The following is a 24,421-nucleotide window of genomic DNA, read 5'->3' as shown; positions in this document are numbered from 1 at the left end:
GTCATGGAGTATCTTCGTGATTGGCCCGTTGATCATGCTGGAGCTGCTGTATTAGGCAGCTCCATTGCTTTTGAGGGGGATATTGATCGAGTTTTTGAGCTAGCGAGTGTGACCAAGCCTGTGGTTGCCTATGCGGCATTGATTGCTGTGGAGGAAGGCGTATTCGATTTAGAGACGCCATTGGGGCCTCCTGGGGCCACGGTAAGGGATTTGTTGGCGCATAGTTCAGGTGTGGGGTTTGCGTCTGCTACGCCGGAGCGAGGCGTACGGGAACGCCGCATATATTCTTCGGCTGGGTTTGAGATTTTGGCGGCTGCTATTGCCCAGGAAACTGAAATGCCTTTCGAGCAGTATCTGGAGGAGGCGGTATTGCAGCCATTGGGGATGGCAAGCACAAAGTTGGTTGGTTCGGCGGGGCATGGGGCGTGGTCTTCTGTGCGCGATATGGCGGCTTTTGCTGCGGAGGTGCTTTCGCCTACGCTTCTCGACGTCGCGACCGTTGAGCTCGCACTTACCCCCACGTTTCCGGAATTGGTGGGTGTAGTGCCGGGATACGGCATGCAAAAACCTTGCCCTTGGGGGTTGGGGTTTGAGATTAAGGGGTCGAAGAGCCCGCATTGGACTGGTCAAAGCATGCCGCCTGATACGGCGGGACACTTCGGGCAAGCTGGGACTTTTCTATGGGTTCACCGTCCGACTGGTCGTGCCGTGGTAGCGTTAACTGATCGTGCTTTTGGGGATTGGGCGAAGCCGTTATGGTCAGATACAAATGACCAAATATGGGCAAACCTTCAAGCTGAACTTGAATAAATGGGGGTGTCAAGTAAAGGTTGAGGGTTGTTCCCAACTTAAATTCTCAGTAAAACTGTGCACTACACGCATGAATTCGAGGCCGTTGGGGAAGACGATCCTCGTCTTGGCGTACACAACCGTGTACGTCTGGTTCACGACAGGGAAATGAAGACAGTGACTCTGCCTACCACAGTGTGTTCCATGCATGCCGTTCTTACTATTCATGGCATGCCCATCCGGCTGCGCCGTACCGTGGAAGACGCCATGGTCGAGTGCATCCAAACCCCAGCGGATTATGCTGGCGTGACATTCGACGATGTCTTCGCCTCCGAGTGGTTTACTCAGTGGCACCGTACTGCACCCGGCGCAATTGGTTGCCGACAGGTGCTTACCGGTGACGCCGCCGAACTCGCCGATCTAAGCGACGTACTCGAAGCTCTTGGACGTGAACATGGGTTCCATGTATCCCTAGATTTCGACCATAGCTACGCGTATCGCACGGTTGCCTAAGATTCCACCAACTTCACAACATCACGAAGTGTAGTTGGTGAGAATGAATCAATGCGCTTGCCGAACTCTTCTTCGACCCGTACGGCGAGTTCGATAAGCGTAAGAGAATCAAGGGCGAGCGGGGCGTCGAGATCAATCTCGGTGGCATCAATATCGGTAACGCGACTGACGAGCGAAACTAGTCGCTGGGCAATGGACTCCATAAACCCAAGGTAACGTAGAAACGTAACCAACACATGAAGGGTATTAGCGGTGTCCAATATTATTCCTAGTTTTTTGCGTCGCTCCGAGAAACCAGTGCTGCAGGCATTTCCGGCATTTCAAGGTGTGGAACGTAGCGGCGTTATCGATAGCGTGCATTACTACGAAGCCGGGCCCGAGGACGCGCCAATAACCGTAGTGTTTGTGCATGGCTTTACTCTGGCCGCCAGCAGCTACTATCACCAATCCGAACACCTTAGCAAGCGTAAGAACGTACGTACGTTACTAGTGGATCTCCGGGGGCACGGCGAAACCGGGGAAGTGCCATTCCATGAATGTAGTGTTGGCGGTGCCGCAGACGATGTTGCGCGCGTGATTGAGCAACGCTGCCCTACAGGGGATATGGTCATTGTGGGGCATTCGCTCGGGGGATTAATCGCATTAAATCTTGCACGCCGTTACGGTCCAAAACGCGTGCGTGGACTTGTTCTTATTTCTACGGCCATTGAATCTTTAGGGAGCCAAGGGCTTCCGAAAGTGCTTACACATCCGATTATGGATAAACTCCGCCAAGCGGTGGAATCAGCACCAGAAGCAACGGAAAAATACACCAGAGAAGCGAAAGACTACTTAGCGGCAAAGCTAGCCCCGATATTTTTTAATACCAATACCACTGATTATGACATTATTCGGTTCCATGCCGAGCTAGTCCAGCAAACCCCAATGTCTACATTTATTGGGTACTTTGATGATCTGCAAAGCCATAATGAGCTTGATGCCGTAGAAGTACTTCAAAATATTCCCGGCATAGTGCTTGTTGGTGATCGGGATCGTGTAACACCAGTTTCCCAATCCGAGCGTATTTGCGAGCTTTGGCCCAGCGGGGAGTTGCGGACAGTAAAAGAAGCCGGGCATATGCTCCTCTTGGAAACTCCTGAGGAAGTTAATGCCGCAATCGACGCTGTGCTCGATACGCTATAAAAATGGCTTTACCAGGAATGTATATGTATGAGTTGCTGCGCATAAAAGCCAAAATATAAAAGCGATAATATTTATTACAAAAATCACCTTAAGCATTAATACGGTAATTTCAGTATGGATATACCTTGGTAGTAGTTTTTGCAAATTCTTTATTGGAAATGTGCCTAAGATAAATGCGAGTGGGAAAACAATAATGCTAAATAGCAGGCCAGCGGAAAAGGTTTCTATAAACCATGCATGAAACCAGCTTCCGGAGTGTCGTGCGGAAGCCGAAACGAGTGTGCAGGCGAAGGCGATAACTGCAAAGATCCAGCTTAAACCGGAGAAAATCACCAAGCGATTCACTTGTTTTGCAAGGTGTTTTGGGGTAAACAGTTGGTGCTTTACTGCTAGATACGAGCCTTGGGTATCACTGTGGAGCGGGACCTTTTCAGAAGGCGACGAATAATTCGGGTAGCTTCTGTGTTGTCCCGTCATAGGCTCCCTCTACTCTCACACATTCGATATTGCTAGCCCCACGGTATCGTTTGTGATGCGACTAGTGGCGTATTCGCATAGGCGTGTTGAAGAAAATACTCGAACTCCAAAATTATGCAGTGGTCACTTTTACAGAGCCGAATAGATTGATGCCCTGCAAATAGAAAATCGGTCCGGGAACCTCGGACACTTCCTTGGCGCGGATCTTTTCTTCAGAGAACAAGGAAAAGACTTCGGAGTGTACCTGAACTCCCTTGGGGACAATCAGCTCGACCTCGCCAAATAAACACACAATATTGAGCGTGGTTTTCGCAGAGGAGATCGAAGCCTTGCGTAAATCAAGCTTGACGGTTCCAAATGCCGCTACTACATCGGATTTATCGGTGAATTGGAGTGCGCCTTTGACCTTTTTAGAGCTAAAAAGCGCAAGCTGCTTTGACCTCAGAGTAGGTGCAGTGCGTTGCTTTGGCACTATTGCAATGGACTGGACAACTTGGTCTATGGTCGCAAGGTCATTTGCACTCCACACGGTTCCTACAAGCTCTGAATACGTCTCTAAATCGAGGTGGCCTTGGCCAACAGCATTCATAAGTTTTTCTTGGGCTTGCTCGCGTTGTGTCTGAAAAGGAAGTGGGAGGTTCATAGGAACCAATGTAGCCAGATTTCTAAAATGCGGTATTAGGCAAGAAAGTACCCTCACAACCAAGGTGGCTGTGAGGGTCTTATTAGCTGCGACTTTTAGACCGAGGTTGGGTCCGTGAGGTTGTATTTCTTAGCTGCTTCATCGGCAACTGAAATATCAATCTTGCCTTCGCGGGCGAGCCCTGACAGGACTGCAACCACAACGGACTCGGCGTCGATATTAAAGTAGCGGCGGGCAGCGGGGCGGGTGTCGGAGAAACCGAAACCATCTGCACCGAGTGTGGTGTAGTCGCCTGGAACCCACTGGCGGATCTGTTCGGGCAGGGCCGTCGCAAAGTCGGAGACCGCTACAAATGGGCCGGAAACATTGGCAAGCTTCTGGGCCACAAATGGGGCTTCAACCTGGGTGCCTGGGTGACGCAATTGCTCAAGGTTTTGGCGTTGGCCATCGCGGGCCAGCTCATTCCAGGAGGTAACAGAGAAAATATTGGCGTTGACTCCGTATTCGGCAGCCAAAATTTCCTTTGCCTTTAATGCGGCTTGCATACCAATACCGGAAGCCAGGATCGATGCTTTATGGCCGGAGCCTTCAGCGGCGGAGTAGAGGTAGATGCCCTTGTGCAAGCCCTCAATATCCAGGTTTTCTGGTTCGGCTGGCTGGGAGGTTGGCTCATTGTAGATCGTGAGATAGTAGATCACATTTTCGCCACCCTCAGGGCCGTACATACGGTCGATGCCCTTGCGGATAATATGAGCCAGCTCATATGCAAACGCTGGATCATAGGTCACTACGGCCGGGTTGGTAGAGGCCAAAATTGGGGAGTGGCCATCCATATGCTGCAAACCTTCGCCGGTGAGCGTAGTACGGCCCGCAGTTGCGCCAAGCAGGAAGCCGCGTGCCATTTGGTCGGCGGCAGCCCAAATAGAGTCTGCAGTGCGCTGGAAACCGAACATGGAGTAGAAGATATACAGCGGGATCATTGGCACGCCATGTGTGGCATATGCGGTACCCGCAGCAATAAATTCACCCATAGAGCCGGCCTCATTAATGCCCTCGTGCATAATCTGGCCATCCACGGCTTCTCGGTAGGAAAGCATAAGATCATGGTCCACAGGGGTGTATTTCTGGCCGTGTGGGTTATAGATCTTCAAGGTTGGGAACCAAGAGTCCATACCGAATGTACGTGCCTCATCTGGGATAATTGGCACAAAATGCTTTGCCAATTCTTTATCACGCATGAGTTCTTTAAAGATGCGAACCACTGCCATAGTGGTGGCAACTTGCTGCTTGCCGGAGCCCTTGCGAATGGACTTTAATGCGTCCATATCCGGTACTTGTAGCGGGGTATACGTTTGGCGGCGTTCTGGGAGGAACCCACCAAGAGCTTTCCGCCGCTCCAGCATGTACTTAATTTCTGGGGCGTCTGGGCCGGGGTTGTAATACGGCGGCAGGTATGGATCCTTCTCCAGTTCCTCATCACTAATCGGAATGCCCTGGCGATCGCGGAAGTGCTTGAGGTCATCCAGAGTGAGTTTCTTCATCTGGTGGGTAGCATTGCGGCCCTCAAAGTTATGGCCTAGACCATAGCCTTTAATGGTGTGGGCCAAAATAACCGTTGGGCGGTCTTTGGTTTCCATGGCGCGCTTAAAGGCGGCGTAAACCTTGCGGTAATCGTGGCCGCCGCGCTTGAGCTTCCAAATTTCCTCATCGGTCATATCTTCGACGAGTTTCTTAGTGCGCTCATCGCGATTAAAGAAGTGCTCGCGCACATACTTGCCGTCATTGGCGCGGAAAGTTTGGAAGTCGCCATCTGGGGTGATGTTCATAAGGTGAACAAGGGCGCCCTCTTTATCCTTTTCAAAGAGTTCATCCCATTCACGGCCCCAAACAACTTTTACTACGGACCAGCCTGCGCCCCGGAAGAAGGACTCTAATTCCTGGATAATCTTGGTATTACCGCGCACTGGGCCATCGAGGCGCTGCAGGTTGCAGTTAATTACAAAGGTAAGGTTGTCCAGGTTATTCAGCGCCGCCAATTGAATGAGGCCGCGGGATTCTGGCTCGTCCATTTCGCCGTCGCCAAGGAACGCCCAGACATGCTGATCTGAGGTGTCTTTAATGCCGCGGTCGTGCAGATAGCGGTTAAAGCGCGCCTGATAGATGGCGTCCATTGGACCAAGGCCCATTGATACGGTTGGGAATTCCCAGAAGTCTGGCATGCCGTGTGGGTGTGGGTAGGAAGGCATACCGCCTTGCGGGCGGGAAACTTCTTGTCGGAAGCCATCCAGGTCATCTTCGCTTAAGCGGCCCTCAAGGAATGCGCGAGCATACATACCGGGGGAGGCGTGACCCTGGAAAAAGACTTGGTCACCGCCGCCGGGGTGGTCTTTGCCGCGGAAGAAGTGGTTAAAACCAACTTCATAGAGTGGTGCGGAGGACGCATAGGTGGAAATATGCCCACCTACACCAATACCTGGGCGCTGGGCGCGGTGCACCATAATGGCTGCGTTCCAGCGGATCCAGCGACGATAACGCTTTTCCAGGTCTTCGTCGCCAGGAAACTCGGGCTCCATGGAGGTGGGAATTGTATTGACGTAATCGGTAGACGTCAAAGGTGGTAATGCTACTCGGCGTGCCGTGGCGCGTTCGAGTAGTCGTAGCATGAGGAAGCGGGCCCGTTCAGGGCTGGCTTCGGTCAGCAGACCGTCGAGGGACTCCATCCATTCGCGGGTCTCCTCAGGGTCCGAGTCATTTAGGTACGAAGCTACGCCGTCACGAATTAAGGCGAAGTTGCTGTCGTCCATTGGGTTCGAACCCTGTTGCAGGTCAGCCATACCAAATCCTCCAATCGGAAATAGGGTGTTTTCTCTATAAACAATACGTCTCTGTTAAGGTCGGCGTGGTGTCGGGGGCGAAAGCACAAGGTGAACGGCTATTGTTGAGGTGAAACTAAAACAAAAATATGGCAAACTCTTGATCAAAAGGTAAGAATTATGCCAAAAACTCGTCGATTCCGCCTATATGGGCGTAGTCTCGAGCACAGGTACATACATAACTACAATGTCAAGTTAGCTTTTATTGCATTACCATTTACTTGACAATTTCCAGGAGGAACACACAGTGGTTGACGCTCCGGGCGCAGTGAAAAATGGCGCCCAGGATTACGCAAAACTTTTAGGCGTGAAGCCAGGCCAGGTCGTGCAAGAAGTCGGCTGGGATGACGACTGTGACGCGGCAATCAGCGAAGCAATCGAAGATGCTATCGGTTCCGAATTGCTCGATGAAGATACCGATGAAATCTGCGATGTGGTGTTGTTATGGTGGCGCGAAGACGATGGTGACTTAGTCGATGCGCTTGTCGACGCCGTGCGTCCCCTCGCCGATGCCGGCCGCATCTGGCTTCTTTCCCCCGGCGCAGGAAAACCCGGCACCCTTGAACCAGGGGTTATTGCCGAATCTGCCCAGCTTGCAGGCCTCGTACAAACAAAAGCCGAACGCCTTGGCTCTTGGCAAGGTTCATGCCTTGTACAACGCGGCACAAAACGCTAATCTACCTGCGGATTTGCATAACTTTTCAGTCGTTGGGTAATGTTAACGGCTGTCGCAAGCGCCTTTAGCTCAGCTGGAAGAGCAGCTGGTTTACACCCAGCAGGTCGGCGGTTCGAACCCGTCAGGGCGCACCATAATTTCTCAGGCCAGTCTCCTTATTTTTAGGGAGGCTGGCTTTTGTTTTGTCTTCGTTGTTTTGCTTTTGTCGTTTCGCCTTTTGCGCCTCTTTGTTCGATTACACAAAATCTTTATTAAGATTACAGCCAGATCAATAACACCTAAACCAAAGGACAATAACGTGTCTGGTTTGCGAAAAACACTGGCCGCAATAGTTGCCCTCACCGCTTTAAGCGCTTCGCCAGTATTGGCGAACTCCCAGGCGCAGGAACAAACTGACTCTGGTGTCCTTTTGCCAATTACCGAACAGTCCCGAGCCGAGCTGACGCACATTGCTACCCAAGCCGACGTAAATACCCAAACCACAACCACAACCCGAACCGAAATCAATGCTGCATACGGGACATGGATCACACTCACACTTGTGACAATGATGCTCCTTAGCGTGGTAGTAGCCGCGTTTCTATTGGTAAAGGGACGGAGACGGTAGGCGGGCGGTTTACTGGTTCGTTGAGGTCTTTGAGTTCGCTGGAGCCAGGCAGATTTGACATTGGGCGCGATATTTGAGGACGTTTCCCCAGGTCACCAACCCAACCCAAAAGCTCACAATTCAAATCTGCCTTTTCGACGCCCCCGCACGCCCCCACACGCCCCACGCCCCCGCACGCCCCGCCCACCCCTACAGCACTTTTGGGATGAGGTTATTACGATCGGCTGTATGGAACTTGATGTGAAGTCGGTCAGTGGGATTAATACGCCGTTGTATGTTCGCGTGTTGGGTTTGCGGCCGGGGGAGCGGGTGCGGGTTTCGGTGTCTACGGTGGATGCGTTTCAGCAGCCGTGGTCGAGTGAGCAGGCGTTTCGTGCCGATTCGGATGGGGTGGTTGATTTGGCTTCGGCATTGCCGGAAAGTGCGCAGTGGGAGCCGGCGCATTCATTGGGGGTGTTGTGGTCGATGCGACCGGATTCCAGCGGACTCGGCGATGATGACGCTTATGCGTTCGAGCTGAGCGGCCTAGACCCTATTCATCTCTATTTTCGAATCCGCATTGAAGGTGAAGGTTTGGGTTCTTTGCTGCAGCGGACGATTGCTCGCGAGGTCCGGGAGTTTACCGGTCCGGGCGGGCGCCAAGGTTTCTGGACTTCCGCAGCCCCAGGCGTGGTATTGCTTATCGACGCCCCGCCCGCTACTGGTTCTGCTTCTGCTGCGGCTCTTGCGCATCACCGTATGACGACCCTCTATGCACCGGAAGGTCTTTCGATTGATGAGCTGCGTGAGTTTCATGCCAGTGAGTTTGTGGATTCATCGGTTCCTTTGGCTTTGGTCACACATGGTCGCAGTTGCGCTCAAGCGTTTGATTTTGCGGCTCGGTATCCGGATCTTATCGGCCCGGTAGTGGCGCATTCGCCAAGTGATGTGGCATTTCCCTTACCAGGCTGGACCGAGTTTCGGCGTTCAAAATTTACCGGCAAGCCTGCTGACTTGAGTGAATTTTATCAATCGTCTCACCCTTCGGCGCAGTCTTTGAATCTCGAAGGTATGGTCGGCCCTCTACTTCTTAGTTCGGGCTCGCAGGATGCTGTGTGGGATAGCGAAGGAATGGCAGCTAACCTGGAGAAACAAGCCCTTTCGCTTGGTATTGAAACCTTCCGTGTGGTGTATCAAGACGCTGGTCATATGTGCGGTTATCCTTTTGCATTTCCAGGGTTGCCAACGGCGACCAGTATGCGGGACCATGGGAATCGGATCCTTATCGGTGGTAGTAGTGACGCCAATGGTCGCGCCGCCGAAATTTCCCGCCAACAAGTAATTAGTTTCCTTGCCTCCTCCTACGACATCCCCATAAATATATGATTCTCAAACACACAAGCGCACTTGCTCTCGGCATGCTCGCCGATCGACTCATCCCAGACCCAAAACGAAACCATCCCGTCGCGCTCTTTGGCAACTACGCCACTTGGCTCGAACAAAAACTCTATCGCGATTCCAAGGTAGCTGGTGCTGTATATGTGGCGGCCTGCACTGTGCCTCCAACCTTGGCTACTGCGGTCGTCGCCAAGAAAGCACCCCAGCTTGCATTGATTGCTGCTTTATGGGCCTCATTGGGGGGCGCGACGCTGCAAAGAACAGCCACACATATGGCCGATAGCCTCGATACCGGAGACATTGAAGGCGCTCGAAACTGGGTTCCATGGTTATGCTCGCGGGATCCGCAATCCCTCGATGCTGCGGGCATGGCGCGCGCCACAGTCGAATCCGTGTCCGAAAATACTTCCGACGCCGTGGTCGCTCCCATTGTCTGGTCGCTGGTGGGCGCGCCGGGCGTTATTGCGCATAGATGTGTGAACACTCTCGATGCAATGGTCGGCTATAAAAGCGAACGCTATGGCGAATTCGGATGGGCTGCTGCCAAACTTGACGACCTTATGGCATGGGTGCCCGCACGCCTTACTGCACTTATCCACATCGGATTCGCAGCCAGTGCCGGGCGTGGCGGAGAAGCACTTCGAGCCTGGGCAAACGATGCCCCCAAACATCCAAGCCCCAATGCCGGGCCGGTTGAAGCGACGGCAGCCGCGGCTCTCGGAGTCCAGCTTGGCGGCGAAACTCAATACGCACATGGGGTCGAACAGCGGCCTACCCTTGGGGAAGGTATAGCGCCGAACACAGCTACGATTAGGCAGGCTGTGCGGTTATCAATGATGGTCCAAGGCGTTGCGGGTGGCGTGGTAGCGGGGATTGGGGTAGCAGGGGCATTGCTCTGGTGCTTGCGTAAGTGAGTGTTTCGTCATTTGTGATGGAGTGGTTGCTGCCCTGAATCCCAATTGCAACTCAGGGTCAGTAATCCAGCGCCATTGAGGGGTTAATCGGTTGCATGCAAATGATTACTTGGGGGTTGTCGTTTAATACACCATGTTGTGCACAATTGGTGTATTTAGCGACAAAAGTTAACTTTTTTAAGGCCAAAATGTCGCCGAAAACACCATCTTGCACAATTGGTGTAAAAAGCGACACTCATTATGTAAATATCATCTTATTATATATTTTGTTATTGCTTGGACGGAACCTCCTGTATGGTGCATCGGTGCTTTGGAGTTTTAATGCCAGCCTTAACACGGTTCCACAAGAGTTCGAAATGCTTGCTCGTCTTTGTTTTCGGAAGGTGCGCCGCATTGGTCTAGGTATGCAGTGTAACTAGAGCCTGCATCACCGAGTGCGAGCTTGATGATTCGGGGTTCTGTATTTCTGTTTCTGTTGTAGGGGCGACTACGAAGAGACTTCACAACATTGCTGACAGTCGATTGAACATTCGGATCCCAGGTTGGGTTCGGAAGAGCAATGTGTAAGTGTTGCAGACCTTCGCCTGTTCGAAATGTCATTTCGCGAATAGTTAGATCCGGGGATACGTCCGCGATCTGTTGGTATTCGTGGATTACCGCTTGCAATGATTCAGTGTTCAGGTGTTGCGAACGCGTAATTTGTACCAGAATTCGTGCGGGCTCATCATCGTTCGTATGAACGAATAATGAAAAATGGAAGGGAGCCTCAAACAATCCGGGTATGCCGTCGTACCACTGATCGAGGAACGAGGCCTGTGTGAGTAATGTGTGGTCAATGTTGGCGGCGCATTGTGGTGTCGACATGTTGCAAACGCCAATGCCAAGATCTCGAGTGATCTGCAGTTTCTCGATGCCAGGACCGAGGAATTGCAAGGCTAAGTTCAAGCGTTCGTTCGATTGTTGGCCGGCTATCCAGATGTCAGTGCCTTCGATTGTGCCGTATGTATCAACGAACATTTGAACGTCTGACTGTTTTGCATGTGCTGCTTGGTGGGTGAGGAATTCATGTACCTCTACCAAATGTTCGCGTGTAGTAATGCCAAGCTCAGCGTGGGCCTTTACGGAATGCCGACCCGACTCAGGCAATAGCTTATAAGCTGGCACTTTGGCCCAGTCGCGTTGAGTTGCTTCTTGTTGCGCTTGCGCTAGTACATTTCGGGCTGCATCTTCATTATCTATGGTTTGCGCGACTAACGAGCACCCGGAAAGGCCACACAGCGCTACGAACAGAGAGGCGAGCATTTGATAGTAACGGCGAGAATACGAACGCACCATAGTTTTAATCTAGTGCGCTCGCTTTTCGACGCCGCGGTAGCGTTCAGCCTTTAGCCAAGTTTGTGGGAACATATACGATTAATTTTTCACCATCAGGCGAATAGCTCCTTGTAGCTAGCCAATGATTGTAAATAAACAGGTCGGCCACATTTTCGCTTTCACTGAGGAGTTCCCGACCAGTAGTTATATCTTTCATGGAGAGGTGGTTGAGTTCGTGTGTTAGGAAAATGTGGCCTTGAAAGTCCATGGACAGTAGTTTTTGATTGTCGTGGATAAAAAGTACGTCCTTTAAGTGACCTGGGTACGCAAATGCACCGCCGAACTGTTGTTCAAGAACGGGGTTGTGCTGGGCGTCGTAAAGTATAAGAGGTGGCTGAACGATGTGGGCCAATTCGTGGTATGGGTCGGGGGCGCCATCGCCGGTGTGTAGCGGCGTGTGCCACGGATAAACTCTGAGCGCGACGGGGTCAGTAATTGGGACTTGAACAAGGAGTTCGCACTCGGAATTGTAGTAGGCAAGGGTGTTATCTTTCTCCGTAATCCAGCCGTATGTTGCTGGAAATACCCGTTCTTTTACGGTGGTATCGGCAATTTGTTGGCCGTCACGAGTATGGAACGTATTGATTATAAATTCCTGTTGGTTGGGCTCGCTACACAGCACCGTGGTGTTTTGATGGGTTAATCCGCAAACCGCAGATAGCGAAAGTCTATGCGACCAAAAAATAACTTCAGAATTCTTAATGCCGACCAAAAGGTTTTCGGACTGCATATCGGTGATTTGTAGGACATCAATGTCTTCGAGGGATCCCAAATATTTGATATTTGTGGCTAAAAATGGCGCAGCAAATCTGGCTATAATATTCCGCAGTTCAGCATTAATAAGCACAATGTCGGTGGTCTCGGGGTCTGAGCAATACGTTTGATTCCATCGGTTGATTCCGCTGCAGCCTTGCGCATTGATTCCGCCCAGGTATTCGAATGATTGCGAATCGTAGAACTTGAGTTCTGTGCCAGTATTGACCATGAATTCCCGCGTGGAATTAGTTGGGCCAACAAACCTCAATTCATTTGCTGAATCGTCTGTAAAAACAATAGGCTCGGCGCCTGATTGGTACGAAAAATCTAAGAACTTCGAATTATCATTCGGGAAAAACCGCATGTTTGTGTGGTGCGGCATATCTGCAAAAGTCCTACCTGGTAAGCGATCATAAAATAGCTGGACGTGATCTTCAGTACCGGGGGCGTCTTGATTATTTGGAGCTTCTATTGTTTTTGGAATGCCGCAGGCTACACACAAAACACATGTGCAGCCTAGTGCGATTAGCAGCCGTAAAGGCCGAGTTAAAAGAGCCGAGGGGAAAGTGGGGAAGCGCATAATCATTCACCGTTTTCTATAGCGCGCTGATGATTACGAGCCTAGTACTTTCACACCTCGTTTGGAAGTGCTTTATTCCTGGTCAGGCCATAAAATGACGATTGTTGGTCAAGGCTATTGAACTTGCTCAACAATATCCACATATGCTCCGGAAGGGTCACGAACTATAAAGTGCTTCTGTCCCCATTCCTCTTCTGTGAAACCAAGCAAAATTTCAACGGCTTTCAAAGCGGATACACGTTCGAATTCTTCTTTGGCGTTGGGGACCTCCAAACTCACAATCACACCCTCACCATCAAACCTGGGATGCAAGAACGCTGGTTGATTCTCCAAATTCGGAAGCATAAACCCAAGCTCAGCGCCACTCTGCTCGTGGAGAAGCTGCACATACCATTCAGAATCAAATACACGCACAAACCCGAACACATCAATATAGAAGTCCCCGCACTCCCGAAGCTTCTCCGTAATGATTACCGGGTACAGAGTTTTTAAACTCTTCACAATAACCTCCTAGATAAACAACAAATACGCTGCAATCCTAAAAGGCAGGTCACGGCTTCGTATTGTAAAAAACGGACATAGTGGGAGGGCGGCCTAAGGCGCCTCGTAGAGGCGCTGGTAACGCTGCGGTGTTGTCTTTGTGATCTGTTTAAAGCTGTGAATATAGTGCGCCTGGTCGGTGTAAAGCCCCTGCCAGGAGCTAGAAAACGTGCGCTGAAAAGTGACCACTTTGGAAAGTTCTTTTGGAGAGAATCCGGTCGCATTTCTCACTATTCGCCGCAATTGCCGCTCCGAAATATGCACAATTTTCGCAATTTCACTAATTGTGTGGGTTTCATTGAGTTGGATAATTTGCCGGATTAAAGCATTACTTTTCAAGGTGTCTTCGCATGCTAAAACGCGGACAAGCTGTGTGAGTTCTTGTTGCTGGTGAGCGAACGACATTGTGGCTAATCTGCCTATAAGATCGGATATATTTTCGCCGCCGAGCGACTTTAACTCCTGTACGCTCCCGACGATATTGGATAATTCTCTGGCATAGACCCCAGGATGTAGGCGAATCCCTACAAAATGAAACTCTGTGCCTAGGTTCAAGCAGACGCTTGTAACGTGGGGCGTCATAAGGAACGCTTCCGGGTAGTGCAGGTCGAAGACGATATCCACACAAGCATCCGGCATGACCAGGTAATCAAAACCAGTTTTTAAGGGGCTGGAAGTTCGCAGTTCCCAAAAGCAGTACACCAAATCGGCGAATACCTCGGGCGGCTGGCACTCGTGATACACGACCTCATTAGCGACGGCTTTAGCGATTCCAGTTTGGCGCGGCGCGTAACGCATAGGATAACTATTTCATAGGTGAGGGTAGTAGAACACCACCAAATCTTCGCTTTCCAACCCAAAAAACCAATTAAAACGTTGCACAAAATCTATTAAACTAGGATCGGTTATTTCCCCGGCGCAAGGATTCTCAATGTTTGGTTTACGGATGTTAGGTGCAGTGAGTTCAGTGGGGTTTATTATCGCCCTCTCGCCATTCGCCCAGGGGCAAACTCCAGCCCAGGCGCAGCAAGAGGTCACTCCCACAGTGGTTGTCTTAGACGCCTCCGGTTCTATGCTTGAGCAGGATGTAGATGGACTGACCCGCATGGATGCTGCAAAGCAAGCGGTGGGTGATTTTCTCCGTGAGGTTCCAGCAAATGCGCCACTTGGGTTGGTTACCTATGGCACCGGCACGGGGAGCACAGATGAAGAGAAAGAGGCTGGCTGTAGGGATATTTCAGTGCTTGCTCGCCCAGGGGAGAAGCCAATAAATGAGTTGGAGTCTGCGGTCAATGGCCTGCAGCCGCGCGGCTATACCCCGATTGGTAATGCTCTGAAACAGGCTAATGATCTACTCCCCAAAGAGGGTGCTCGTTCAATTGTTCTGGTTTCTGATGGTATAGATACCTGCGCCCCGCCTCCGGTTTGCGACGTTGCCAAAGAGCTCAAAGCGCAAGGCACTGAGTTAGTTGTACATACGATCGGTTTTAAGGTTGACGACGCCGCGCGGGCCGAGCTTTCCTGCGTTGCCGACGTTACCGGTGGTACCTACGCTGACGCTTCCACGAAAGAAACACTGCAATCCGTACTCACCCAAGCAACTACTCGAACTGGTGTCGGGTACCAATTCCCAGAAACAACAATTAAAGCCGGGCGTGACACAGCCTCAGCACCCGAACTTCCGGTCGGTACTTTGCAAGAACCAGCCCGGTTTCGGCTGGAAACTGTGAGCGAAGCCGAAGAGGTGGAACCAGGACAACATCTGCTAAAAGTAAATATTCCAAAGGGGCATCGCCTACATATCGGTGGTATTGCGGTGCCGGAATTGGGTACTGGCAAGGGCACGCTTGTCGGCTATAGCTTCAATCCGAAACTGCTGAACTCCAAAGAAACTCTTAATGTGTGTTCGATGAATACGGGTGGGGATTCGACTTTGGCTGGAGCTGATCGGCCTGTCTCTTTCTTCGCCAGCAGCAAACTAGATAAGTATTTGGAAGACTGCCAAGAAGGCGAACTATATTTAGACCTGGGCCTAGACCGAACAGATTACGATAAACCCATCAATATCGATATGGCCGTCGCCCTCGTTCCCGAACCGTCAGAACTTGGCGATCCGCTTAATGAGAAACCCAGCGAGGAGCGTGCTGAAGAAACCGTCGGAGACCCGCTTCCCGCCGGGGAAATCAAACGTGTGGTCGCAGGTACTCAACCGAACAATGCTCCGGAACTTATCGGTACAACCGAGAGTGAAATCGTGGAAGGCGAAACCCAGTTCTTTGCTATCCCGGTCGAATACGGACAGTCGATTAAAGGCACTGTTGAAGTCCTTGCGGATCCAGGATCAGAGGATGCACAGGGGACTATCGGTGGTGTGGTCCGTAATCTTAATATTTGGGCGGTAAATGAGCTTGGCCAAAAGCAAGAGCTTATTGGCGAAACTGATGTGCACACGTCAACCGACCCTAAACCCTCCACGTTCGCATCAAAATACGACATCAGCTACGCGAACATAGACGCTAATGGTCTTGGTCAAACATCCTTCTGGCTCGGCGGCAAACAATACGTGGCAGTCAGCTTCACCAACTTCGCCGGACGCGACACCGACGCCCAAACCCAACTCAAACCACTGAAATACCACATTACGCTCGAAACGCTTGGCGACGCCGCGAAAGGCCCAACGTTCGACTCCGCCAAAGTGAACACAAACAAGCCAAGCAATACAACCACCACTAGTTCAGCTGAAAAACAAACATCCGAGAAATCATCCGGTGCAAGCTGGGTGTGGTTAGCAGTAGGTATTGGTGCAGTCATTGCACTAGTGGTGCTGGTTGGGATCCTGGTGCTATTGCTGAGGCTGATGCGGAAGTAGGGGAGTCGTTTTGGAGTGGAAGGCTGCGCGAATTCGTGAGCCTTTCCTCCGTTGCTGTAATCGGGTGATAAGAAGATAAAGATAGATGCGTCTTGACTCTGCGCCAAGAATGAATCAAAAATGTAAGTTGCACCCCTTCACTTGGGTTTTTACAGTGTTAGCTCCAGTGTCGGGTGTTGTTGCCTATACGTTGTGCCTGGCTGGAAGCACTCGTGCAGTCGTTTGTCTGCTAGCAGGAATTGTTAGTGGTGGATCCCTGATTCTCGCCGGGTTGGTAGCTAGGCAGTACAGGTAGTTGAAGCAAAACTTGTTGCGATCTTTTGCTGCTCATTGACCTAGCAGCATAGGGTTCCGGACAAAAGTAAAGAGGAGGAACCGGTGGCAATCGATAAACGCACTGCTTTTCAGTGGCTAACGCAGCGTCATAGTGTGTCTTTCGCAGGTGCTGAAAAGTCCGCGGAGCTCGCATTAAATTCCCTGATGGACGAACTCGATCAGAACGACGAGGGCCTCAGCGCGGAACAAGCGATGAAGATCGCGTTAAAAGAGGCTGGAGTAACGCAAAACAAAACTCCTTGAGCCCTTTAATCCGGGCTAGCTCCTCGGGGTTTCTGTGATTATGGAAAAACCTAAGCAAGTACTCGGCGGTAAACGGTACGTAGCGAAAAGCTGAATCGACTTCGCAGGCAGGGGGGGGACATCGCCTTAACTCAACTGATTCTGGTGACATACTGCATCACCCTAGGAACGCTTGACGACGCCGTGCAAAGCCCAACGTTTGCGGCTACCAACATCGAAATTTCAAGCATTAGCGGTGTTAGTGCTTCGCCGAAGTGTTAGACGTCAGTGTAACGAGTTAAGAAGCTAGTGATGGATGAGGAAGTGGTAGATAGAGCACTTGTTTGGGGTGTTTACCACCGAACTGAAAATTAATGAAGCACAACTTAATTGTATGTTAATGTTTTACTCAACTTATTTACATGTTATTTGAAGGGTTGGGTATGGGAATCCGCACGGTAATTTCATCCGCAGTCGTGACAGTTTTAGCAGTTACCACGGTCTCAGTGACACCGGCGCAGGCGATTGAAACGAAGCTGCGCAGCGAGGGTGGCGTCGAGTACTGCGGTTTCTTCGCTGAGAAATCAGTTCAAGAAGATTACAAGAGGTTCATTCGGTTGTATGAGCAGGAAGTATCTGCTGCGTACAAAAAACTTCGCGATGATTTAAAACAGAATGCTTTCATCTGGAATCATATCAATAGCCTTGAGTTGCCTCCTGTAGCGGAGAATCCTGAGATCTACAATGATTTCGGTCGTTGGAATTCGGTCTCATTTCCACCTGATTTCAACTCGGCTGAAGTTGACCTGTTGTTAGCTGATAACAATATCGAATTCGAAACGGATCGCTCGCTAGAATATAAACTAGAAAGGCTTCCTTGGTATGCATATGTAGATCAAGAATACTTCGAAGAAGTAATGGCGATGCGGATAAAAGAAGCTAACAATAGTTGGTTATTAAAAGGCCCGCATCCAGTGAAAGTTCCTGTTTATCGGATCGAAGAAGTGAAATTGAACGTAGTTGGGGAGAGAGGATTGATACAAAATTTGTCACCTCTTGTCCCAATGGTTCAAGGTTACTATTTAGAACAACGGTGGTCTTATTTGCAAGTCTTCACAGAAGAATTTAGCCAGCTTGAGAACGAGATCGTTCAGAGTTTATATGGCCCCGAACTTACTAGTGATTTGCTTGAGAAATGCGCAGAAGAATCCAGGAAGCGGGAGCAGCGAAACCCGTCAGTTACGCCAAGCACAACATCTGAAAGTCCGAAACCAACACAAAAACCTGCTGCGCCGGAAACCAAGAACTCGCAAAGCCCTATTGCAACAATCTTCCTCATTCTCGCATCTGCGTTTGGAGGATTCTTTGCGGCGTTGCTCGCACTTGCCCCTCAAGTTTTTGGGCCTGGGTTTAAGTTGTAAACAAGCTACGTTGAGTTGAGACTTCAGCAAAACGCGGCATGCGGGCTATGTTGTTGCCTCGACTTCTCAAATCCAAGACAATTCATCCAAACTCCCACCCGTAGGAACGGTGATCACGTACTGTGTTGGAGGTTGAGGAAGTGCCATCAATGCATCACTCAGTCCTCGACGGGCTTAGAATGAACAGCCGCCGTTTTTCTCTGATGAGATGAGGAGGCTATTGACACTGAGGCGGTGCGAGTGCGGGCGCTTACCCGTGTTCGACAGCTACACAACAAACAGTATTCTCATCGACTGTAACTCACTGTCACACATGACGAAGCAGCTTTCCAATGTGGTGTGATTTTGTCCGTTGCGTTCTGTACTAGAGGTCTTGCTTCCCAGGGATACATGAATTACAATAATCTCTGATAGATCCCCGGTCAGGCCTCTAACCCATAAGGGTAACGCACAAATGGCCGGGGCCCTTTCTTTTTGCAGGAGGCATGGGGTGCCAAAATGCTGGCTCAGCTATGATGACCAAGTAGTTTTACTACGTAAGCGTGGGATGCAAATTAATGATGTTGGCGAAGCAGCGGATTTTTTATCTCGAGTGAGCTACTACCGTCTTTCGGGATATTTTCGCCACTGGCAGGAGGAGCCGCAATGTGGTGACAACAGGTTCATCGAGGGTACTTCTTTCGATATACTGCGGGCCCTATATGAGGCGGAGCAGGAACTTGCCACCGTTTGTGATGATTTGTTGCATCTAATAGAGATCCTGCTGCGCACCCGATTTGCGTATGCTTATGGCCGTCTCGTTGGGGTAACTGGTGAGTTCGCGCGTGGGGAAGGATTCACCCAATCACCGAATCCAGATGCCGAGCTGGTCGAAGAGCATGCCTTGATGAACTTGGATCGCAGTAAGGAATTGTTTGTTGCGCACTACCGCGACGATATTAAGCAAGGAAACACGTACAAGCCGGAGGCTTACGACCGTATGCCGATTTGGGTTGCTGTGGAGGCATTTTCCTTCGGTACGTTGTCGCGTCTTATCGAGGCTTCTGGCGAATCGGGTGTTTTAGACGATGTCGCTGGGTCGTTGAAGACGTCTCGGCGACTCTTGCCTTCCCAAGTGCGAGCCTTTGTGTATTTGCGTAATAGGATCGCGCACTGCGCTCAGTTGTGGAATCATTCCGTGCTTGACGTACCGGGTCTGCAGCCCAATACTTCTCGGCGCATTCAAAAACGTTACCGCAGCTTCACCGATCACTCGGTATATAAGGTCCTCGTTGCACTTGATGATTTTGCTACACGGTCAGGAATTCATTCCGGATGGTTAGGTGATAAAATCGAGCCTATTCTTAACACGCATCCACTTTTAGCCTATGGTGTAGCCCAACCTCAGCGGTATGGCAAAATGCCGCACGACGTTCTCTGTAAGACCTCTCCGTAGATCGGTTATTCATTAAATGTTGTAAGTCTTCAGGTCTTATGAGACATCTAGTTAAAGTTTTAAGGCTTACATGTTTAATATATCTACAAAGCTATCGAATATGAAAATTTGCTTACTATATTTATGCTAAGTTGGTCCCATCACCCTGCGGTAAATGAATTATTGAATAGTCTAATTGATGAAATTTTCACATTCTCTCAATGGTAATTTATTGTAAATAACCTCGATAGGTATTAAATAAATTCATCATTCAGATTTGTTACCTCTATAGCGATTCGCGTGACTAATGTTACTATTTAGTCGGACTATGCTGTAGAGGCTTCGAATTTTTAGATATCAAAAGTTGCAGACTTTTGCTCGTTGTTCTCCATCCATTTGAGCATTATTTGTGGATTGCGAACACCCCAGCCATAGATAACATTCAGTTTTCGGGTTACGCCAGGATGAAGTGAAATTGGCTGATCTGGTGTAAATATTCGCATGCAACTATCCTCGTCAGAAATAGCCTCGAATTGGAGTTCTTCGGCGGGTGAATCTCCAGCGTTTGTTATCTCGAGCCAATATTTAGTTTCGTACTTAATACGTCCTTTGCTGTCAGTTTCCTTAGGGCGCTCTTCACTTTTTGGCTGCACCTTGAATTTTACTCCTTCGGGCATTTTCGCCAAAGTAGTAGTCATTTCTACTTGATTAATATCGTGTTCAATCACGTTCCATATTTGATTTTCCAATTGACGAAAGTCGTCAAATTCACCCAGCAATCCACGTTTTCCAATTTCTTTTTTAAAATTTCTTAATCCTTCTAATTGTTCCGTATCAACGTCATGTGGAAGCGGAGCCGTAGAGAAAAATATGTGGATTGGTTTATTGCTTGCTAAAGCTTTTTCTATCTCTTCTACTGTTCCAGAGACGGCTTCTTTGGTTGGAGAGCCAAGGCGACTGCCGAAAAGGGCAACCACGATGTCGGCTGAGTCAACACCTTGCTTGTTGATAATTGCTTGAGGATGAGCACCTAGCATCGGAATCGAGTTGGTTTCCCAGCGCCATGGAAGTAAAACGATCCTTCGGGGGACAGCGTGTCGACGGTTCCACGAATGTATTGCATTTTCTACGGCATCCCGTGCTTCAGGGACGTCAGAAGGAGACGCGATGAGAATTCGTAGAATAGTTGCATTGAAACTCATAGCTAAATTTTAGATGAGCTTGTCTATGCCAACTAAATAGAACATGAAATTTCTGGGACTTGCATTTCCTACTGAGGTAATCGGTACGCGAAGGTGGCTCAGGCACTTCTCTATATAAAAAATTTAATGACGGTTTGTATTGCGTGCTTTGTCGCTTTAATAGGTAATCAAAAGTTGGTGTGAAAGCTGCTAAATATCTGCTTCGCTGAACTGCTCGATGCGAACACCTTGATCTGCCAGTGAGGTGAGAATGTGACCGGTGGGGCGACAACTTCGGGGTACTTCGCCGTTCAAGCACAAACGCTGTCGGTGGTTACGTTTTGCTGTCAGCCGATATCTCTAACGCTGCGGGTTGACCGAAGTGTTTCGTGGAATCTGGAACTTATAGGAGATCCAACCGCCTCGTTTTAACCCGGCTCCCGGCCTAAAATATTTATTGCTAACTAATTGTGGCGGTCCAACCACCAATGCTTAGTTCCAGGCTCTTATTTAGTTTGGCGGCCGTGTGGTCGAGCCGCATCATCCCAGCTAAACGACGTTACGTAACGCAACCCGTCACTGAGACATGATGCTGTTTTCATAGCGGGGGTTCTCCCTACCTAACTTGACTGTTATGCAACGCAATATGAGGAAGCTACCACCGGAAATCTTGGTTTGCGTTCCCCACGAGATTCACCCGGTTTGTCCAAATGTAGCCTGCGTAGTCGGGTGGTACTTGTTCCATGTAGTAGACGAATGTTTGTGACCAACCCAGAGTAATGGTGCATAGCCAGGCTATGCCGTCGTTGTTGCTGTAGACGGTAAGCCAACATCGTTGATGTTCTGGTAGTTTAGCCAGTGTTTCGAATAGCACTTGGTAGGTTTTGTGTTGACCATCTTGGATATGGATGAGAAGGTCATGGTTTGGAATCTCGCGTAGTACTTCGGTGAAGCTTGGCATCACGCCAATGTCTTTGCCGCGAAATGGATATGTTTTGCCCCATTGTCCTAACTGATGCCACAACACTCAACTTCAGATCCCAAACCCTCCCCAGTGCTTACCGACGCCGCGGAAAGCTCCTTCAGCCACTGGGTTACTGGACTTTAATGTTGTGTCTTGGCAGGCTGGTCAGAAGAAGAGAGGAGGATCCAATGGCATTAGACAAGATATCTGCGCGTGAATGGTTAATTCAGCGTCATGGTGCGTGTATTGCTGATGATTGGAAGTTAGCTGAGTTGTCATTGAATTCCCTCATGGATCAATTGGATCAGAATGACACTGGTCTCAGCGCAGAGCAAGTGATGGAGATAGCCTTAGCGGAGGTATTGAAAAATTAAAAACATCGCAAGGAAAGCCCTCTTGGGCGTAACGACGACCACCGAGTGAAGCAAAACCGTTTTTCTCACCGTAAGGCCATTTCTGTCCTTACAAAGTCAAGCGATTATGGTCTTCAATAATGGAAACAAAACAGCTAGTCAATATATGATTGCTATGCGGGACTCGATTCTTGATCCATTATCCGTGTTACAGAAACTTGATGCCGCGCCTCCCCGCAGCGTCTAAGGTGCGCAACTTAATTTCCGTCAACCTATCCCACATGCTCTAATATCCCCATGCCTCTTATCTCCACTAACCACCCGATTCGTATTGCCCGGCCGACTCGCTCACTGCAGGTAGCTGAGCGTTTTTGGTGTGAGGGTGTTGGTCTTGAGGTGCTTTGGCGTACTGGTACGGATGCGGTCGGGGGTCACGCGTTGTTGATGGTTGGCGTCCCCGGCGCCTCCTGGCATCTGGAGCTTGTCCAGGATCCCGCTGCTTTGGACGCAAATCCACCCGGCCCGGAAGATCTGTTGGTGGTCTACCGCGGGCACCAGGTCGATCCGACCGAATTGTACCTTATCGAACAGGCTGGCGGCCAGGTTGTCAAGGCCCGCAATCCGTATTGGGATGAATACGGTGTAACAATCCAGGACCCAGACGGTTATCTTCTGGTCCTTTCCCACCGCACCTGGGGCTAGATCGCGCTTCCCGCGGCCTACTACAATATGTTAGCGTTCCGCCCAGTATTATTTTGCTTATCGACGTCGCGTCCTCTTACGGTGATTGCAGAAAGTTGCTTTGCCAGTGTTATTTCGCCGCTGTATCCGTCACCATTCGGTGAGAACTGCTAGTGGAACAAGCAGGGTATTACTGAGGAGTGTTAGTTTGTACATCACTCGTGTTGGAATCGCGCCACGTATTCTTCACGGGAGATAATACTGTCTCGTTCCAAAGTGCGCAGGGTGTCTGTGAGGACTATGCTGCTAGAGCCTTCGATCCTTGTTTTGGTGTCGCCGAAGTCACCTTGACATTCGAAGAGTTAATTCTTGGCAAACCTGGTGCTCGTTGCCGAAAAATATTTTACTTTGTTGGCTGAAAGGTCTGTTGCTGACACTATGGGAATGCTGGATCCTCATTGGCCATGGCATCAACTAAGTCGTAATCAATTCTCTGGCACACGAGAAGGTATCGAACTGGATCAATTCGGGGCGGTCATGTTTCGAGTCGCCGATGATGCTCAAAGTGGTGATCTTCATTTCATCACAGTTACGTGAGGTGGCAGCGAAACCGAATTCTTCGCTATTTTGGTCCGATTTGGACGATCAATCAAGGGGGTGATTAATGTTCCAGCCAGGTGCTAATGGATTGCCTTCCCAACTAGATCTATCCGGTTTGTCCAGATGTAGCCTGTGTAGTCGGGTGGTATTTGTTGCATGCTGGTGGGGGTGTCAAAGCCTTCTGATCGGGTTCCGTTGCCTGCGACGAGGACAACGCGGGTGTTTACGTGTTCCATGCGGTTGACGAATGTTTGTGGCCATCCCCAGAGTAGTGGTGCGTATTTTGCTGGGATGTGGAGTTCCATGTTGTGGAGTTCTTTTGGTATGTAGCCTGTCCAGCCGATGAATTCGTATTTTAGGAGTGCGGATTGCAGCATTGTTTTGGAGAGTAGTCGTAGTTGTGGGTTTTGGCTGCGTAGCCAGGCTATGCCGTCGTCGTTGCCGTAGATGGTGAGTCGTTGTTGTTGGTGTTTGGGCAGTTTGTCCAGTGTTTTTAAGAGCACTTGGTAGGTTTCGTGTTGACCGTCTTTGATATGGATCAGGAGGTCATGGTTTGGGAATTCGTGTAGTACTTCGGTGAAGCTTGGCATCATGCCTATGCCTTTGCCGCGAAATGGGTATGTTTTGCCGCCGTCGGCGGTGTATCCGTAGCCGATGTCGAGGCGTTGTAGTTCGTCCATGGTGTAATCGCCGATTTGGCCTACCCCGTTGGTGCGGTGGTCTAGGGTGGCGTCGTGAAATACTGCGAGGGCTTTGTCTTTGGTGAGTTTAAGGTCGAGTTCAACGACTGCTGCACCGGCGTCGAAAGCCGCTTGCATTGAGGGGATCGTGTTTTCCAGATAGGGGTGCTCAGGTGGGTTCATGAGTGCTGCGGTGTTTGTGCTGTCGGTAATCCCGTCCATTCGGAAGGTTTGTGCTAATCCGCGGTGTGCGAGTAGCCGGGCGCCTTGCTGGGAGTTCGACGGCGTTGTAAACACATTCGTATTATTTGCCCACATGAAACCTACGAGGAGCAGAGTAAGTAGTAATGCGATGCGGCGTTTACGAATGTTCGGCATTGTGTTTCTCCGAGGAAGAGA

26 protein-coding genes and 1 tRNA gene are annotated in these 24,421 nt (G+C 50.1%); 15 read left to right on the top strand and 12 right to left on the bottom strand.

Translation table 11 applies throughout. The annotated features are described in order from the left end of the window. The first annotated feature begins 3 nt into the window (after positions 1-3). Positions 4-810 (top strand): serine hydrolase domain-containing protein, encoded by an 807-nt coding sequence (locus CFREI_RS09720; protein WP_027011803.1) that lies wholly within the window; start codon positions 4-6, stop codon positions 808-810. A gap of 183 nt (positions 811-993) precedes the next feature. Then, positions 994-1,302, top strand: coding sequence for a hypothetical protein (locus CFREI_RS09715; RefSeq protein WP_156907693.1), 309 nt, complete (start codon positions 994-996; stop codon positions 1,300-1,302). Here the strand turns inward: CFREI_RS09715 and CFREI_RS09710 are convergent. Next, the gene (locus CFREI_RS09710; RefSeq protein WP_290246068.1) at positions 1,299-1,535 is read right to left on the bottom strand and encodes an acyl carrier protein; all 237 of its coding nucleotides are present in this window, start codon (positions 1,533-1,535) and stop codon (positions 1,299-1,301) included. The genes CFREI_RS09715 and CFREI_RS09710 overlap by 4 nt on opposite strands. Positions 1,536-1,554: 19 nt before the next feature. On the opposite strand from CFREI_RS09710, the gene CFREI_RS09705 reads away from it, so the two are divergent. Next, positions 1,555-2,484: an alpha/beta fold hydrolase gene (locus tag CFREI_RS09705; RefSeq protein ID WP_051255792.1), complete on the top strand. Its 930-nt coding sequence runs from the start codon at positions 1,555-1,557 to the stop codon at positions 2,482-2,484. On the opposite strand, the gene CFREI_RS09700 is transcribed toward CFREI_RS09705, so the two are convergent. The 3 genes from CFREI_RS09700 to aceE all read right to left on the bottom strand — a co-directional run bounded on the left by CFREI_RS09700 (position 2,479) and on the right by aceE (position 6,438). Beyond that, positions 2,479-2,961, bottom strand: coding sequence for a hypothetical protein (locus tag CFREI_RS09700; protein ID WP_027011804.1), 483 nt, complete (start codon positions 2,959-2,961; stop codon positions 2,479-2,481). The two genes, CFREI_RS09705 and CFREI_RS09700, sit on opposite strands and share 6 nt — an antisense overlap. A 112-nt stretch (positions 2,962-3,073) precedes the next feature. Further along, the gene (locus tag CFREI_RS09695; protein WP_027011805.1) at positions 3,074-3,604 is read right to left on the bottom strand and encodes a DUF1707 SHOCT-like domain-containing protein; all 531 of its coding nucleotides are present in this window, start codon (positions 3,602-3,604) and stop codon (positions 3,074-3,076) included. 95 nt (positions 3,605-3,699) lie between these two features. After that, positions 3,700-6,438 carry a pyruvate dehydrogenase (acetyl-transferring), homodimeric type gene (gene aceE, locus CFREI_RS09690; protein WP_027011806.1) on the bottom strand — a complete coding sequence of 913 codons (2,739 nt, stop codon included), beginning with the start codon at positions 6,436-6,438 and terminating at the stop codon, positions 3,700-3,702. A 286-nt stretch (positions 6,439-6,724) separates the two neighbouring features. Between aceE and CFREI_RS09685 the strand changes: the two genes are divergently transcribed. The 5 genes from CFREI_RS09685 (at position 6,725) to cbiB (ending at position 10,051) form a co-directional block, all read left to right on the top strand. Continuing rightward, positions 6,725-7,153, top strand: coding sequence for a DUF3052 domain-containing protein (locus CFREI_RS09685; RefSeq protein ID WP_027011807.1), 429 nt, complete (start codon positions 6,725-6,727; stop codon positions 7,151-7,153). 58 nt (positions 7,154-7,211) lie between these two features. Next, positions 7,212-7,287, top strand: a tRNA-Val gene (locus CFREI_RS09680). Positions 7,288-7,451: 164 nt separating this feature from the next. Further along, positions 7,452-7,760, top strand: coding sequence for a hypothetical protein (locus CFREI_RS09675; protein WP_027011808.1), 309 nt, complete (start codon positions 7,452-7,454; stop codon positions 7,758-7,760). 228 nt (positions 7,761-7,988) lie between these two features. Beyond that, positions 7,989-9,125, top strand: a complete 1,137-nt coding sequence (locus CFREI_RS09670) for an acyl-CoA thioesterase/BAAT N-terminal domain-containing protein (RefSeq protein WP_027011809.1) — start codon at positions 7,989-7,991, stop codon at positions 9,123-9,125. Then, positions 9,122-10,051 (top strand): adenosylcobinamide-phosphate synthase CbiB, encoded by a 930-nt coding sequence (gene cbiB / locus CFREI_RS09665; protein ID WP_027011810.1) that lies wholly within the window; start codon positions 9,122-9,124, stop codon positions 10,049-10,051. Before CFREI_RS09670 ends, cbiB begins: the two co-directional genes overlap by 4 nt. A 330-nt stretch (positions 10,052-10,381) precedes the next feature. Here cbiB and CFREI_RS09660 read toward each other — a convergent pair whose 3' ends face one another. From CFREI_RS09660 to CFREI_RS09645, 4 genes are all read right to left on the bottom strand, one after another. Continuing rightward, positions 10,382-11,386 carry a hypothetical protein gene (locus CFREI_RS09660; protein WP_156907694.1) on the bottom strand — a complete coding sequence of 335 codons (1,005 nt, stop codon included), beginning with the start codon at positions 11,384-11,386 and terminating at the stop codon, positions 10,382-10,384. A 43-nt stretch (positions 11,387-11,429) separates the two neighbouring features. Next, positions 11,430-12,761: a hypothetical protein gene (locus tag CFREI_RS09655; RefSeq protein WP_156907695.1), complete on the bottom strand. Its 1,332-nt coding sequence runs from the start codon at positions 12,759-12,761 to the stop codon at positions 11,430-11,432. 114 nt (positions 12,762-12,875) lie between these two features. Beyond that, positions 12,876-13,262 carry a VOC family protein gene (locus CFREI_RS09650; RefSeq protein WP_035111324.1) on the bottom strand — a complete coding sequence of 129 codons (387 nt, stop codon included), beginning with the start codon at positions 13,260-13,262 and terminating at the stop codon, positions 12,876-12,878. A 93-nt stretch (positions 13,263-13,355) separates the two neighbouring features. Further along, entirely contained in the window at positions 13,356-14,099 is a 744-nt protein-coding gene (locus CFREI_RS09645; RefSeq protein WP_027011814.1) for a helix-turn-helix domain-containing protein, read from the bottom strand. Positions 14,100-14,232: 133 nt separating this feature from the next. On the opposite strand from CFREI_RS09645, the gene CFREI_RS09640 reads away from it, so the two are divergent. From CFREI_RS09640 to CFREI_RS09625, 4 genes are all read left to right on the top strand, one after another. Continuing rightward, entirely contained in the window at positions 14,233-16,170 is a 1,938-nt protein-coding gene (locus tag CFREI_RS09640) for a vWA domain-containing protein (RefSeq protein ID WP_027011815.1), read from the top strand. 378 nt (positions 16,171-16,548) lie between these two features. Continuing rightward, positions 16,549-16,749 (top strand): hypothetical protein, encoded by a 201-nt coding sequence (locus CFREI_RS09635; protein WP_027011816.1) that lies wholly within the window; start codon positions 16,549-16,551, stop codon positions 16,747-16,749. A 422-nt stretch (positions 16,750-17,171) separates the two neighbouring features. Then, on the top strand, positions 17,172-18,149 hold the full coding sequence (locus CFREI_RS09630) for a hypothetical protein (RefSeq protein WP_027011817.1): 978 nt from the start codon (positions 17,172-17,174) through the stop codon (positions 18,147-18,149). Positions 18,150-18,639: 490 nt separating this feature from the next. Beyond that, complete coding sequence (locus CFREI_RS09625) at positions 18,640-19,584, top strand: Abi family protein (protein WP_027011818.1); 945 nt, start codon at positions 18,640-18,642, stop codon at positions 19,582-19,584. A 329-nt stretch (positions 19,585-19,913) separates the two neighbouring features. On the opposite strand, the gene CFREI_RS09620 is transcribed toward CFREI_RS09625, so the two are convergent. Together CFREI_RS09620 and CFREI_RS09615 are read right to left on the bottom strand one after the other, a co-directional pair. Further along, positions 19,914-20,765 (bottom strand): DUF4062 domain-containing protein, encoded by an 852-nt coding sequence (locus CFREI_RS09620; RefSeq protein WP_027011819.1) that lies wholly within the window; start codon positions 20,763-20,765, stop codon positions 19,914-19,916. Positions 20,766-21,399: 634 nt separating this feature from the next. Beyond that, the gene (locus CFREI_RS09615) at positions 21,400-21,771 is read right to left on the bottom strand and encodes a PI-PLC domain-containing protein (RefSeq protein WP_027011820.1); all 372 of its coding nucleotides are present in this window, start codon (positions 21,769-21,771) and stop codon (positions 21,400-21,402) included. A 125-nt stretch (positions 21,772-21,896) separates the two neighbouring features. Between CFREI_RS09615 and CFREI_RS09610 the strand changes: the two genes are divergently transcribed. After that, complete coding sequence (locus tag CFREI_RS09610; RefSeq protein ID WP_027011821.1) at positions 21,897-22,082, top strand: hypothetical protein; 186 nt, start codon at positions 21,897-21,899, stop codon at positions 22,080-22,082. A gap of 276 nt (positions 22,083-22,358) precedes the next feature. Beyond that, on the top strand, positions 22,359-22,763 hold the full coding sequence (locus CFREI_RS09605) for a VOC family protein (protein WP_027011822.1): 405 nt from the start codon (positions 22,359-22,361) through the stop codon (positions 22,761-22,763). A 194-nt stretch (positions 22,764-22,957) separates the two neighbouring features. Here CFREI_RS09605 and CFREI_RS13390 read toward each other — a convergent pair whose 3' ends face one another. Continuing rightward, positions 22,958-23,044 (bottom strand): hypothetical protein, encoded by an 87-nt coding sequence (locus CFREI_RS13390; protein WP_435383910.1) that lies wholly within the window; start codon positions 23,042-23,044, stop codon positions 22,958-22,960. Positions 23,045-23,153: 109 nt separating this feature from the next. Between CFREI_RS13390 and CFREI_RS09600 the strand changes: the two genes are divergently transcribed. Beyond that, positions 23,154-23,339, top strand: a complete 186-nt coding sequence (locus tag CFREI_RS09600) for a hypothetical protein (protein WP_156907696.1) — start codon at positions 23,154-23,156, stop codon at positions 23,337-23,339. Positions 23,340-23,422: 83 nt separating this feature from the next. On the opposite strand, the gene CFREI_RS09595 is transcribed toward CFREI_RS09600, so the two are convergent. Beyond that, a complete protein-coding gene (locus CFREI_RS09595) occupies positions 23,423-24,400 on the bottom strand; it encodes a glycerophosphodiester phosphodiesterase family protein (protein WP_027011824.1) in 978 nt (325 codons plus the stop codon). Between the last annotated feature and the right edge of the window lie 21 nt (positions 24,401-24,421).

Origin of the sequence: Corynebacterium freiburgense, from assembly GCF_030408815.1 — a bacterium.
Taxonomy (GTDB): Bacteria; Actinomycetota; Actinomycetes; order Mycobacteriales; family Mycobacteriaceae; genus Corynebacterium; species Corynebacterium freiburgense.
The sequence above is the reverse complement of the archived record's forward strand: the minus strand, read 5'-3'. Positions and strand labels throughout refer to the sequence as shown.

Bases quoted from the DNA above. Each gene is read 5' to 3' on its own strand.
- CFREI_RS09610 (WP_027011821.1), top strand. From the start codon at position 21,897: ATGGCATTAGACAAGATATCTGCGCGTGAATGGTTAATTCAGCGTCAT.
- CFREI_RS09620 (WP_027011819.1), bottom strand. From the start codon at position 20,765: ATGAGTTTCAATGCAACTATTCTACGAATTCTCATCGCGTCTCCTTCT.
- CFREI_RS09700 (WP_027011804.1), bottom strand. From the start codon at position 2,961: ATGACGGGACAACACAGAAGCTACCCGAATTATTCGTCGCCTTCTGAA.
- CFREI_RS09630 (WP_027011817.1), top strand. From the start codon at position 17,172: ATGGGAATCCGCACGGTAATTTCATCCGCAGTCGTGACAGTTTTAGCA.
- CFREI_RS09660 (WP_156907694.1), bottom strand. From the start codon at position 11,386: ATGGTGCGTTCGTATTCTCGCCGTTACTATCAAATGCTCGCCTCTCTG.
- CFREI_RS09715 (WP_156907693.1), top strand. From the start codon at position 994: ATGCATGCCGTTCTTACTATTCATGGCATGCCCATCCGGCTGCGCCGT.
- cbiB (WP_027011810.1), top strand. From the start codon at position 9,122: ATGATTCTCAAACACACAAGCGCACTTGCTCTCGGCATGCTCGCCGAT.
- CFREI_RS09695 (WP_027011805.1), bottom strand. From the start codon at position 3,604: ATGAACCTCCCACTTCCTTTTCAGACACAACGCGAGCAAGCCCAAGAA.
- CFREI_RS09640 (WP_027011815.1), top strand. From the start codon at position 14,233: ATGTTTGGTTTACGGATGTTAGGTGCAGTGAGTTCAGTGGGGTTTATT.
- CFREI_RS09605 (WP_027011822.1), top strand. From the start codon at position 22,359: ATGCCTCTTATCTCCACTAACCACCCGATTCGTATTGCCCGGCCGACT.
- CFREI_RS09595 (WP_027011824.1), bottom strand. From the start codon at position 24,400: ATGCCGAACATTCGTAAACGCCGCATCGCATTACTACTTACTCTGCTC.
- CFREI_RS09645 (WP_027011814.1), bottom strand. From the start codon at position 14,099: ATGCGTTACGCGCCGCGCCAAACTGGAATCGCTAAAGCCGTCGCTAAT.
- aceE (WP_027011806.1), bottom strand. From the start codon at position 6,438: ATGGCTGACCTGCAACAGGGTTCGAACCCAATGGACGACAGCAACTTC.
- CFREI_RS09670 (WP_027011809.1), top strand. From the start codon at position 7,989: ATGGAACTTGATGTGAAGTCGGTCAGTGGGATTAATACGCCGTTGTAT.
- CFREI_RS09655 (WP_156907695.1), bottom strand. From the start codon at position 12,761: ATGCGCTTCCCCACTTTCCCCTCGGCTCTTTTAACTCGGCCTTTACGG.
- CFREI_RS09720 (WP_027011803.1), top strand. From the start codon at position 4: ATGGAGTATCTTCGTGATTGGCCCGTTGATCATGCTGGAGCTGCTGTA.